12 protein-coding genes are annotated in these 11,923 nt (G+C 47.5%); 5 read left to right on the forward strand and 7 right to left on the reverse strand.

Features of this window, described 5'->3' with window-relative positions:
- The first annotated feature begins 55 nt into the window (after positions 1–55).
- Entirely contained in the window at positions 56–571 is a 516-nt protein-coding gene (locus GJB61_RS16585; RefSeq protein ID WP_154119871.1) for an ADP-heptose synthase, read from the forward strand.
- A gap of 88 nt (positions 572–659) precedes the next feature.
- Here GJB61_RS16585 and GJB61_RS16590 read toward each other — a convergent pair whose 3' ends face one another.
- Positions 660–977, reverse strand: a complete 318-nt coding sequence (locus tag GJB61_RS16590; protein WP_154119873.1) for a HesB/YadR/YfhF family protein — start codon at positions 975–977, stop codon at positions 660–662.
- Positions 978–1,471: 494 nt separating this feature from the next.
- On the opposite strand from GJB61_RS16590, the gene GJB61_RS16595 reads away from it, so the two are divergent.
- From GJB61_RS16595 to GJB61_RS16605, 3 genes are all read left to right on the forward strand, one after another.
- Complete coding sequence (locus GJB61_RS16595) at positions 1,472–3,220, forward strand: ABC transporter ATP-binding protein (RefSeq protein WP_154119874.1); 1,749 nt, start codon at positions 1,472–1,474, stop codon at positions 3,218–3,220.
- A 22-nt stretch (positions 3,221–3,242) separates the two neighbouring features.
- Positions 3,243–5,321 carry an ABC transporter ATP-binding protein gene (locus tag GJB61_RS16600; protein ID WP_154119876.1) on the forward strand — a complete coding sequence of 693 codons (2,079 nt, stop codon included), beginning with the start codon at positions 3,243–3,245 and terminating at the stop codon, positions 5,319–5,321.
- A 145-nt stretch (positions 5,322–5,466) separates the two neighbouring features.
- Positions 5,467–6,729 (forward strand): winged helix-turn-helix domain-containing protein, encoded by a 1,263-nt coding sequence (locus GJB61_RS16605; RefSeq protein WP_154119878.1) that lies wholly within the window; start codon positions 5,467–5,469, stop codon positions 6,727–6,729.
- A gap of 85 nt (positions 6,730–6,814) precedes the next feature.
- Here the strand turns inward: GJB61_RS16605 and GJB61_RS16610 are convergent, their stop codons facing one another.
- The 6 genes from GJB61_RS16610 to GJB61_RS16635 form a co-directional block, all read right to left on the reverse strand.
- Entirely contained in the window at positions 6,815–7,417 is a 603-nt protein-coding gene (locus GJB61_RS16610) for a class I SAM-dependent methyltransferase (protein WP_154120010.1), read from the reverse strand.
- A gap of 2 nt (positions 7,418–7,419) precedes the next feature.
- Positions 7,420–7,884, reverse strand: coding sequence for a hypothetical protein (locus tag GJB61_RS16615; RefSeq protein WP_154119880.1), 465 nt, complete (start codon positions 7,882–7,884; stop codon positions 7,420–7,422).
- 59 nt (positions 7,885–7,943) lie between these two features.
- Positions 7,944–8,657: a hypothetical protein gene (locus GJB61_RS16620; RefSeq protein WP_154119882.1), complete on the reverse strand. Its 714-nt coding sequence runs from the start codon at positions 8,655–8,657 to the stop codon at positions 7,944–7,946.
- On the reverse strand, positions 8,654–9,529 hold the full coding sequence (locus GJB61_RS16625; protein ID WP_154119883.1) for an ATP-binding cassette domain-containing protein: 876 nt from the start codon (positions 9,527–9,529) through the stop codon (positions 8,654–8,656). Before GJB61_RS16625 ends, GJB61_RS16620 begins: the two co-directional genes overlap by 4 nt.
- A gap of 165 nt (positions 9,530–9,694) precedes the next feature.
- Entirely contained in the window at positions 9,695–10,042 is a 348-nt protein-coding gene (locus GJB61_RS16630) for a four-helix bundle copper-binding protein (RefSeq protein WP_154119885.1), read from the reverse strand.
- A 93-nt stretch (positions 10,043–10,135) separates the two neighbouring features.
- A complete protein-coding gene (locus GJB61_RS16635; protein ID WP_154119887.1) occupies positions 10,136–11,173 on the reverse strand; it encodes a CobW family GTP-binding protein in 1,038 nt (345 codons plus the stop codon).
- Positions 11,174–11,357: 184 nt separating this feature from the next.
- Between GJB61_RS16635 and GJB61_RS16640 the strand changes: the two genes are divergently transcribed.
- Entirely contained in the window at positions 11,358–11,873 is a 516-nt protein-coding gene (locus GJB61_RS16640) for a MogA/MoaB family molybdenum cofactor biosynthesis protein (protein ID WP_154119889.1), read from the forward strand.
- Positions 11,874–11,923: the final 50 nt, after the last annotated feature.

Consider the following 11,923-nt stretch of genomic DNA (forward strand, 5'->3'; position numbering starts at 1 on the left):
TATATTTTTAAGTCCATAAGTACGATTGCAGTACCCGAACTTCAGGAGGATAACGATGTCTAGACAATTTGTGACGGAAGCCGTCATGATGGCGATCTACGGTCAACTGCTCGTTCCGAGCAGCCCTGTGGAATATATAGTGCCTTACACAACTATAATGGAATTGTATGAATTGCGGGATAGCGATGAACCGTTAATGAACCGTCCGGACGATGACAAGCATGTCAAACTTAAGATTCGTGAGCTGATCAATTATTTCGAAGAGCCGCTGAATTCCAAGAAAATCAATCGATGCCTCTCCATCCCCTGGGCCAAAAGCTCCGCCATCCTGCTCGGTGGACAGGCGCAGATCACAATCATTAACAGCATGGATACTGAAACCTATGGAGAAGTATTCGATCCGATCGAAACCGAACTTCTGTTGTCATCTCAGCGTGAGAAGGTGCCTATCCTAACCGATCAATTTGAGCTGATCCAGCGCATTATTGAGGGTGGGATTCCAGTTCAGGTATACGATATTGATGATTTCGATTTCGCCATGGAAGAAGAATCCTTTCGCAGTTCACCTTAACACAAATATGTATAATAGCCCATGCCTTTTGGCAAGGGCTTTTATATTATGCATAAACTACCCATTTCCGGAATATTAATCTGTATATTTACTCCCGTAAAGTTTCGGTTGCTGGCAATGCTTTGTACTTATACTCAATATCATCCTCAGCCTCAGAGTACTCGATAGAAAGGCTGTGTCCATCCATATACCATAAGTCCTGCTCTTCCATATAGAACACTATTCCTTCTTGTTCCACTCTGTTCGCCGGGCGTCCCGGAGCTTCAGTAGCTATACCCAGTGAGAATCCAGGGTGAAGTCCACCACCCGAACTATATCGGGGAAATAAACGAATATAATCTCCATTTGCTAGGCCAAGCTCTCTTCTGAACCAGGCAGCCGCAGCTTGACTTATTTCCATACACATCTCTCTCAGCTCCTTTGTGATTCTTATCATACTGAAAAAATGCTAATAATCCAAATTACTTTATACAATAAGGGATTCGCAATTTGTTCAAAAATACATTTGACAAGGTCTCGAAGTGAGTGATAAACTCGTTTCATAACGAAGCGTCTTCAAGTTATTACCAAATGAAAGAAAGGGTGAGAGCGGTGTTTAATATTGTACCAGTGCAATCTTATACTATTGTCGGCAATTACACACAACCAAATACCGAAGCAGCCCAAGTGGTGGAACCATCCTGAATATCTAGCGATATACGCGTAGCGCTTGATTTCAGTACATGACAATCTCTCCATGCCTGGTGCTGTCTTAGCACCGTGCGCATGATAAGCTGTAAATTACAGGCATATCGTCCGTTTTCGGATGATATGCCTTTTTGTATGCTTTTGAGCGGACCACTATTCTGACTTCCCTGCAAACAGCCGACAACCATTTAACTCGAAAGGAAGGGATTTACCTTGTTCTCTGTTCTCAAAAATCTCGGGTGGTTCTTTCGCCGGGAGAAAAAACGTTATTTTATCGGCCTTATTCTGCTTATCATTGCCGGTGTACTTGAACTTCTTCCTCCACGTCTCCTCGGTAATGCCATCGACGAGATTGTAAGTGGCTCCATTACAGCTACATCTTTGATTAAGTATATTTCGGCAATCATCGCTATGCTGCTCATCATCTATTGGATCACTTACATATGGATGCATAAGCTGTTCGGTGGTTCCAACCTTGTAGAGCGCTTGCTGCGCTCCCGCTACATGAACCGTCTTATGAGCATGACTCCATCCTTCTTTGAACGCAATCGTACCGGAGACTTGATGGCGCGAGCTACCAATGATATCCGTGCGGTCTCAGCAACGGTGGGCTTCGGGATGCTGACACTGTGTGATTCTACGATCTTTCTGTCAGTCGTGCTGCTGGCGATGGGCTCTCTGGTCAGTTGGAAGCTTACACTAGCTGCCGTATTACCACTACCGCTAATAGCGGTAGCAATGATTTTTTATGGCAGAGCTATTCATGACCGGTATAGCCTGGCACAGGACGCTTTTGGCGATATGAATGACCAAGTGCTTGAATCCGTCTCTGGAGTGCGGGTTATCCGTGCGTATGTACAGGAACGACTGGATGAGCAGCGTTTCTCGGACATTACAGAAGATGTATACCGCAAAAATATGGCCGTGGCCCGTGTCGATGCCTTTTTTGAACCGACGATCCGCTTCTGTGTCGGACTGAGCTACATTATTGGGCTCACTTACGGTATTTATCTCGTCTTCCGCAATCAAATCACCCTTGGGGATCTTGTCTCCTTTAATATGTACCTTGGAATGATTGTGTGGCCGATGTTCGCCATCGGTGAGCTGATCAATATCATGCAACGGGGTGGCGCTTCACTCGAACGCATTGATGAAACGTTGAATTCAGTACCAGATGTACAGGATGTAGCGCAGCCAGTAGAGGTTGCCAGTCCAAGCAGTATCGAACTCAAAAATGTGACCTTCCGCTATCCCACATCAACCATTGATAACCTTAGTGGAGTTAGCCTGTCTTTATCCCAAGGTCAGACACTAGGTGTAGTAGGTCGTACTGGTAGCGGCAAATCAACACTGTTGAAGCAGCTGCTGCATGAATATCCGAGTGGCAGTGGTGAACTCCTTATCTCTGGTGTGCCGATAGGCAATATCGCACTCGACCGCTTGCACAGCTGGATGGGTTATGTTCCGCAGGAGCAGATCCTATTCTCCAAAAGCGTGCGCCAGAACATTCAGTTCGGTCTCGATAACGCTGATGATGATACGATAATGGAAGCCATAACCGCCGCTGCCTTCCAGAACGACCTCGGAACCTTGTCCGAAGGTCTGGATACCTTGGTAGGAGAACGGGGTGTCTCCCTCTCCGGCGGGCAGAAACAACGTGTCTCCCTCTCCAGAGCTTTTATCGCCAATCCCGATATTCTGATTCTGGATGATGCCTTGTCAGCAGTGGATGCACGCACGGAAGCTCGAATCATCGAGAACATCCGGCAAGAGCGTTCAGGTAAGACAACGTTAATCTCAACGCACCGCCTCTCCGCCATCGAACATGCTGACATCATCGTTGTTCTCGATAACGGACATATTATTGAACGGGGCACACATCAAGAGCTGCTTGGTATGAATGGCTGGTATCGTGAACAGTACGATCGGCAACAACTTGAGAATAACTTAACAAATGAATAATTACTTTTAGGGGGTGTCACCGTTGACACAAAGTACAGGCAAACGCCTGCTGCAATACGCATTAACAGCCAAAAAAACCTTTATCGCCGCCCTGCTCCTCCTATCCATCGGAGTTGCAGCTGAGCTTGCCGGCCCTTTTATCGCCAAAAGCATGATCGACAATCATATGCTAGCGATTGAGAAGCCCTATTTCCAGACCGTAGATTCCTCCAAAGAGGCCGCGGAATATAACGATACTTATTATAAACGTGGCGATCGGTTTGAACCGGGAGAAGCCAAGGGTCAGGAAATCCGCCTGCTTCAGGAGGGACGAAGCTTCTATTTCATTAATGAAGCAGTAGCACAGCCAGAAGGACAAAGAACGTACCGTGACGGAGTGCTATATATTCAGCGCGGTGACAACGAGCTAAGCTACCCTGCAGTCAAGCTTTCCGCAACTGAATTGTTTTCCTTTTACAAGCCTGAGTTGCCCGGTATTTATGAGCTGGTAGGATTATACGCTCTGTTTCTGGTCATCTCGATCTTCGCAGAGTTTGGTAAAACCTACTGGCTTCAATCCTCGGCCAATCAGGTCATCCGCAAGCTGCGGACCGATGTATATGCGCATATCCAGCGCCTGCCCGTTTACTTTTTTGACAATTTGCCAGCGGGCAAGGTCGTTTCCCGGGTAACCAATGATACGGAAGCGATCAAAGATCTATTTATTGCCGTTCTATCCAATTTCAGCACAGGTATTATCAATATTATTGGGGTCTATGTGGCGATGTTCCTGCTTGACGTCCGTCTCGGCCTGCTCAGCCTGTTTCTCATCCCCATTCTTGTGCTCTGGATCATTCTATACCGCAAAATCGCCACCAAATACAACACGATTATCCGCTCACGTCTCAGTGAGATCAACGCCATTATTAATGAATCGATTCAGGGGATGTCGATCATCCGAATTTTCCGCCGCCAGAAGCAGCGCAGAGAAGAATTCGAGGGACTGAACGATGATTACTTGAAATATCAGAATAAAATGCTCAATCTAAATGCCTTTACGTCCCACAATCTGGTTAATTCCTTACGCAGTCTCTCTTTTGTATTGGTCTTGTGGTATTTCGGCTTTGGCAGCCTCAACGGCACGACTTTTGTGTCACTTGGTGTACTGTATGCCTTCGTCGATGTCTTGGGTCGGATGTTCCAGCCTATTACCGGTATGGTCAATCAGCTAGCCAACCTCGATTCCTCTATGGTGTCAGCCGGACGTGTATTTACGTTGATGGACGAACCCGGAGAACTGGTCACCGACGGCTCCATGCCGCGCTACAAAGGGAAAGTAGTCTTCAAGGATGTCTCATTTGCTTATAAAAAAGACTTCGTGCTGCGCGATATCTCCTTTGAGGCTCGTCCAGGCGAAACGGTAGCGCTCGTCGGACATACCGGCTCTGGCAAAAGCTCGATCATTAACCTGCTGTTCCGTTTCTATGATCCGCAACGCGGATCGATCACGATTGACGGGCAAGAGGTTACCGATATGCCGAAACAGTGGCTGCGCAGCCACATGGGCATTGTATTGCAAGACCCTTACCTCTTCACGGGTACCATCGCCTCCAATGTCAGTCTGGGAGACAACCGGATTTCCCGTGAACGGGTGGAACGGGCCTTGCGCGAGGTCGGTGCCGATAAGCTGTTATCCCATCTTCCCCAAGGGTTTGATGAGCCGGTTGTAGAGAAAGGAAGTACTCTTTCCGCCGGTCAGCGCCAGTTGATTTCTTTTGCCAGAGCCTTGTCCTTCGATCCAGCCATTCTCATTCTGGATGAAGCAACCTCCAACATTGATACGGAAACGGAGAGCGTCATTCAAGATGCACTGGAAGTGCTTAAGAAAGGACGCACCACCTTCATCATCGCGCATCGCCTGTCCACGATCCGTAGCGCAGACCAGATCCTGGTGCTGCATCGCGGCGAGATCGTAGAACGCGGCAGCCATGAGGAACTGATGGCGATTGGCGGAAGATACTTCAATATGTACCAGTTGCAAGTTGGTGCTGGAGCCGCAGGAGGAGCAGGCATCTCTGCTGTTCCCATAACTCCGGCGATAGCAGCAAGCTCACCGTTGTAATCAAACCAGCTTAACATTTGTTAGCCCTTGGTACTGCCTCGTTGCAGTCCAAGGGCTTTTTTTAAAATAAGAAATCTTGCTGCTTGAACCCAGAACGTTTGTTCCGTATAATGGGAATATATACATAAGAGCGGAGTGATAGTTGATGATTTCCTATACATTAACCAAGAGGCAGGCCCGACTTTTTCTGCTGCGTCACCAGAAATTAACCTCCGAGGCATTACCAGAAGGCAAACAAAGCATTTATGATTACGTCCGCCATGTGGGCTGTATTCAATATGATCCACTCAGCATCGCCGGGCATAATCACGAGCTTGTACTGCAGGCGCGTGTTCCCGGATTTACGCCAGAGCTGGTACAAGAGCTGCTTTACAAGGACAGGCTGCTGGTGGACGGATGGGATAAGAATATGTCCATTTATTGCACAGAGGACTGGCCTTATTTTCACAGGCTTAGGGTACCTGCCTCCACACGCCATGAAGGAAATGATATCTTAATGTCCACTGTCTCCGAGGTCCGCGAAGCGCTGTTAAAGCGCGGCCCCCTCTGCTCGCTTGATTTCGAACGGACGGAGAAGATCAACTGGGCCTGGGCTCCAGCCAGATTGTCGCGGGCCGCGCTGGAGAGTATGTTTTATTGGGGCGAGCTGGTTGTACACCATCGGGTGCATACGCGCCGCTATTACGACTTTGCCGCTAAGCTACTGCCTGAACATCTGCTTCAGGCTGACGAGCCTAATCCTACGCCGGAGCAGTATCATGACTGGTATGTGCTGCGGCGGATCGGCAGTATAGGGCTGCAATGGAATAAATCCGGTGACGGCTGGCTGGGCATCTCCGGTCTAAAGAGCAAGGAACGGACCGCTGCGGTCGAGCGGCTGTTGCTGCAGGACAGGCTCAGAGAAGTGAGAGTCGAAGACGTAAAGCTGCCGTTATACATGCGCACCATGGATGCCCCCACCTTGGATCATATTCTGCAGGAAGAAGCAGAAAGTATAGGTATCCAGCCTACCCATATCCCATTCGCAGCAGCTTTGGCACCGCTCGACAATCTGATATGGGATCGTGAACTAATCCGTCAGTTGTTCGGTTTCCACTACCGCTGGGAGGTATATAAGCCTGCGATTGAACGAGAATACGGCTATTATGTGCTTCCTCTGCTGTACGAGGATCGTTTCGTCGGCCGATTCGAGCCAGTTATGGATAAGAAGAGCAGTATTCTGAATATTGTGAATTGGTGGTGGGAACCCGGAGAAGCTCTAACAGCGGACATGATTCCAGCGCTTAAGAATGCCCTCTCTTCGCTAGCTCACTGCATAGGGGCTGCGTCGATACAGTTTCTCCCCATCGTTGCTGCTGACTGCGGACTTGAGAAATTAGAAGAAGCACTTCACTCATCCCGTGTTTAACAGAGATTAGAGAAATGCTTAGGAGGACCTCCAACGTAAATAAACGTCAAATCTCCAGAAGGTTGGGGGTTTGACGTTTATTTGCTTATTTCTTCATAATATAATCCACAAAACCCTGCCGTATCTGTGTTCCTTCATAAATCCTCTCCAGCACCCGATCTTCCTTGTAGAGAAGCTCCATATCGCTGAACATAACATCCGGTTCATCAGAGCTGTAGTAGGAATGAATTACGGGCAGATCATCATCGAACTGTTCATATTGATTCTCTCCCAGATCACCACCATCACCACAGCGGAAATCGTTGACTGTCAGAAAGTTGGCGAATAACAGTCCACCTGGTTTCAATACCCGCTTCAATTCTTGTATGGACTGATTAACCTCTTTTTTTCTCATATGAAATATAGAGTTGTAGGAATAGACGAAACTGAATGAGTGGTCTGCAAAATCAAGCTTCCGCATGTCTCCCTGATTAATGTTAAGAGTGTATCCCTTTTCCCTAGCATATGTATTGGCGATCTCAATTTGCACTGGATCACACTCAATACCATAAGTCGTATACCCATGCTCTGCAAACAAGCCTAACGGTGGGGTCTCTCCTCCCGCTCCACAGTCCAGAATAGTTCTTTCCAGATTGGTTTCATTACAGAACATCAAAAAACGGTATAACGGTGTTTGCTTGTATATCATGTTCACATTAAATGCTCCTCTTCAAGCCCTAATTTAGTGTACATTTCCGTGCAATATCCCTGTAATTTGATCTCCAGCCTGCTGGCTTTATTCTTGAACCGTTTCAGCTCACGAATCATTTGGGCCCGGCCTGCTGGCGTAAAGGTCTCCTGAATCCGTTCTTTAAAATAATCATGTACAATATGGTTCCGTTGCTTCCAGACCTCCTGCAATTGGGCTGTCTCTTGTTCTGAGAAAGGAAAATGATGCTGGATTTCTTTGATGAGCTGGCCGAGTGAGTTGCTGAGCTTACGCTGATATAGATCAGCGAGTTCCGCTTCCGTAGGTGTCTTTCCTTGAGACATCTTGGTAAGCAGCAGTAGATTCGTTAACTGTTGTTCCAATGCCTGACAATAGTAGACTGCCAATCCGAAATAAGCGAATAACTCTTTGGACTGCTCACTCCCCGGTATTTGTGTATCCTTCATCTTTCCTCCCACTTTAGTCACTTGTTTATTTTTGTTACTGTTCTTTGGATTCATTAGTGTTAGTTCTTATTATTATCCTTACGACCCGAGAGATAGATATGTAAAGCGACAAGCACTGCTGTATATAGAAAAATATGAATGAAAGACAGCAGTACACCGGATACCAGCAGGGTGTCGGCATTCATTAAAGCATCCATCACCGGTGATACCGGTGGCAGAAGCAGAGTAAGCATTAGCCACTGAGCGGGTAAAAGACTGCTTATCTTAGTCGCTCCAATCGATATAGCGATGATTGCTAACAAGATACCGACGGCATGGCTGCTTTTTTTTACCCAAGAGGCTTGTAGGTAAAGGGCGATCGCTACACCAATCATACCCAATAATCCATGACCTGCTAAAGCTATTAAAATCCGATATCCACCTGCTGGTTCGTCAAACCGATCGCTTACTAACGGATAGACTACGATCAGTAGATCGAGCAGCCAGGTCAGCAGGGCAAGTGTTAATAATCTGCCAGCGGTATATTTCCTGGCACTGCGCAGGTGAACAATCGTGATCTGTGTCTGCACGGAATGCTCATGGTTCAGAAAACTAAGCCCCATCCAAGCACAGCCGATAAATAACAACACCGCGGTTGCTGCATAACTATTCATAACCGGATTAGGCTTATAAGAATACAGAACCAATACGGCTATTACCAGGCCCGTAAAAGGAGCAAAATACCGCTGTGAGCGGGTATAACTTCGCAGTAAATAAGCTATTAGGGCCATCATATTCCCGACTCCCCTTGGGGCTCCACAGAAACAATAGAACCGCCAGCACCCAGCACCTGCCGTAGAAAATCATCTGTGGCTTCCGGTTGGACAGTCAAACCAACCCCTTCGCCCCTGTCAGCATCCATAATTATATTTAAAGAAATGAAGCCGGGTCTATCCGTCAGTTCCATCTGTTCAGAGGAAGATAAGCCTGTACAGTATATGTATGTAGTTGGTTTAACCCACAAGTTCTCTGTACCTTTTATATTCCTTATCATCTTCCCCGCTTGGAGCACAAGGACTTGGTCTGCCAAAGCCTCAACCATTTGCGGTTCATGAGCGGAGAATATAATAGCCGTTCCCTCTTTTTGTAGCTCGCGCAGCAGAGCAATTAATTGATCTATAGCTGGAAGATCCAGACCTGATAAGGGCTCGTCTAGCAAAAGAAGCGCTGGTGATACCAGCAGGGCTTGAATCAGATTTATTTTTTGCAGCATCCCTTTAGAGAAATTCATCATAATCTCATGACGAAATTGTTCCAGATAAAAGCCCGCAAGAAGCTCCTGAATGCGATGCTCTAATTCTCCCGCTGCCAGTCCGCTGATCCGGCCCATGCTGCGTAAATATTGCTCTGGTGTAACCTTCAGTCCCGGGAACATCTCTGGTGCATAACCGATTATGACGTTAGGTTGTCTGATCAAGCGACCAGATGAGGTATGGATCAATCCAGCGAGAATCGAGAGTAGCGTACTTTTGCCAGAACCATTCCGGCCAATAAGTGCAGTTGCAGTCCCTTGCTCAATACTCATCGACACTTCATCCAGTACCCGTTGACCTCCATAAAGTTTACTAGCTTGCTTCAGCTCTATTAAAGGAACCCTCACACTCATACGCTGTGCTCCCTTCACCTCCTTCTTTTATTCGCCAGATCTTTGTCTTTTCCCTCTTAGAAAAACAAATTAACATAGCCTTAATAAAAAACAACCAGACTCCTACAGTAGAAAAAACTGTAAAAAGTCTGGTTGTTTTTTGAAGAATAGAGGCTCTTCTCAGCCTTATGCATACACTTCAACGACTTCACTAATGGAGCGGCAGGCTTCGGCGCAACTTCGGCAGGCATCAATACACGCTTGGCAGTGGATATGTATGTGGTTACTGTTCTCCGCGGCACAGGCATCGCAAATCTCAGCACAGAGTCGAAGAATACTACCCACAAACGGACTTTGCCGGGTCATCGCCTGAATGGCGAAGGAACAAATATCAGCACATTCCCGGTCCAGCCGGATGCTGTGGCGAAGCACGGCAAGATCGTATTCCTTCAGACTAGCAACATAGCTATGGTTACAGGCATTCATACTTTTGAGACAAGCATCAATACATTCCTGATATAGAATTGGGGTCATTGCAACAACCTCCTGCAATTTTTTTATAGGTATGCCTATCTATTAACCTGCACAAAAAGGAACGAACCACACTTTATGACTTCCGAATTCGAACTATAAACTTCTTCTGATGGTGCCGGGCCGGACTAATGTACGCTTCTCCAACACCAGCAACTTGCTGCGAAGCTCACTTGACGAGAAATGCTCGCCGATGAATACGGCAACGTCTGGCACCTCGCCTTGAGGGGTGATTTTCATGAAATCCGATTCCCGATAAGCATATTGAAAAAGAAAGCGACTAGACGTGTCATTAAAGGTCACGATTCCTTTAGCCCGATATACATCACGCGGCAGATCCTTGACGAATTGCTCAAATTCCTCACTATTGACCGGACGTTTGAAATAATGGGTATATGCCATTACGTGATCATGTGATGCATGTGTAGAACCTGTTTCTTGGTCAACTCCAGCTTGTTCAGTCGTCTCCGTAGCAGCACTATTATCTTCTATATCCTCTTCCATCTGATCTTCGGTGAGAACTCCTCCAGCGACGCTCAACAGCTCCTCTGTATCCACCTCACAGCGCACAGCAGGCATGATTGTCGCATACGCATTCCATTTTCGCAGCACAGTGGTTATCTCTTCCGCCTCTGCTGGCGATATCCGGTCCGTCTTGTTCAATAACAGGACGGAGGCGCAGCGGATCTGCTCCTGCATCAGCCTGTAGGTGGCACCCTGCTGTGCACGATATAATCCTAACAGATGCGCGGCATCAACGACTGTAATCAGACTCTTTAGCTCTACTCTCTGGTACAACGAGGTCTCGGTCACACCGTCGACAATTTCCAACGGATTCGCAGCTCCAGTCGCTTCGATCACCACCACGTCCGGCGATTCTTTTTTGACCAGGGTAGCTAGCTCTGTACTGAGATCACCACGAATGGAGCAACAGATACAACCGCCCAACAATTCCGCCATAGGAATAGATTGCTCTAATAACAAGCCATCGAGGTTCACCTCGCCCAGCTCATTCATCACCACAGCCGGACGCAGTCCCTGCTCCTTCCAATGATCCAGGAGCCGCTGCAACAGCGTTGTTTTGCCGCTCCCCAGAAATCCTGACAATATATACACAGGTACAACCTGTTCCATGTTTCATCTCTCCCCTAAAATACGGTTATGGTAGCGAGTGTACTACATGTGGTCACTTCCGTGCAAGCACACCCTTACCTCAGAACAATCATGACCGCTGACACCGGACTGACTTGTCTTTGCCACAGTCATCACCTATCATAGATACCAATAGCGATTATCCCTTATCAAGGAGTTGGTAAATATGTCATCTGTTGATGAGCATCGCCGGGAGGCGCCGCAAACAGTTTCCTGTTATATCATTACCGTCTCAGACACCCGAACCCTTGAAACCGATACGGGCGGAGCGTTAATTCAATCTCTGCTGGAACAAGCCGGTTATACGGTTACAGGCCGCACTATCGTTAAAGATGATTACGAGGAGATTCGTGAGTTGGTTTATAAGAACTCTGTTCACTCTGGAATAGAAGCCTTACTACTGACCGGTGGAACCGGCATTTCTCCCCGGGATACAACCTATGAGGCCGTTGCCTCCCTGCTCGATAAATCGATGCCGGGCTTTGGTGAAATTTTCCGGCATCTCAGCTTTACGGAGGACATTGGCTCTGCCGCGATCCTGAGCCGAGCCATCGCCGGTACGATTGGGCACACTGCCATCTTCTCCATGCCCGGCTCTGAAGGAGCGGTTAGGCTGGCCATGGAACGGCTGATCATCCCTGAGCTGCGCCATGTAATGAGGGAGATTTACAAACGCTCTTAACACAGAAAATCTGCCGAATACAATGAAGGCGAAAGAACCACAGTTGTGCG

The organism is Paenibacillus monticola, assembly GCF_009664975.1.
GTDB lineage: Bacteria > Bacillota > Bacilli > Paenibacillales > Paenibacillaceae > Paenibacillus_AQ > Paenibacillus_AQ monticola.

Coding starts and splice junctions, on each gene's coding strand:
- GJB61_RS16630 (WP_154119885.1), bottom strand. CDS start 10,042: ATGACCCCAATTCTATATCAGGAATGTATTGATGCTTGTCTCAAAAGT.
- GJB61_RS16585 (WP_154119871.1), top strand. CDS start 56: ATGTCTAGACAATTTGTGACGGAAGCCGTCATGATGGCGATCTACGGT.
- GJB61_RS16620 (WP_154119882.1), bottom strand. CDS start 8,657: ATGATGGCCCTAATAGCTTATTTACTGCGAAGTTATACCCGCTCACAG.
- GJB61_RS16590 (WP_154119873.1), bottom strand. CDS start 977: ATGTGTATGGAAATAAGTCAAGCTGCGGCTGCCTGGTTCAGAAGAGAG.
- GJB61_RS16625 (WP_154119883.1), bottom strand. CDS start 9,529: ATGAGTGTGAGGGTTCCTTTAATAGAGCTGAAGCAAGCTAGTAAACTT.
- GJB61_RS16605 (WP_154119878.1), top strand. CDS start 5,467: ATGATTTCCTATACATTAACCAAGAGGCAGGCCCGACTTTTTCTGCTG.
- GJB61_RS16610 (WP_154120010.1), bottom strand. CDS start 7,417: ATGATATACAAGCAAACACCGTTATACCGTTTTTTGATGTTCTGTAAT.
- GJB61_RS16615 (WP_154119880.1), bottom strand. CDS start 7,884: ATGAAGGATACACAAATACCGGGGAGTGAGCAGTCCAAAGAGTTATTC.
- GJB61_RS16635 (WP_154119887.1), bottom strand. CDS start 11,173: ATGGAACAGGTTGTACCTGTGTATATATTGTCAGGATTTCTGGGGAGC.
- GJB61_RS16640 (WP_154119889.1), top strand. CDS start 11,358: ATGTCATCTGTTGATGAGCATCGCCGGGAGGCGCCGCAAACAGTTTCC.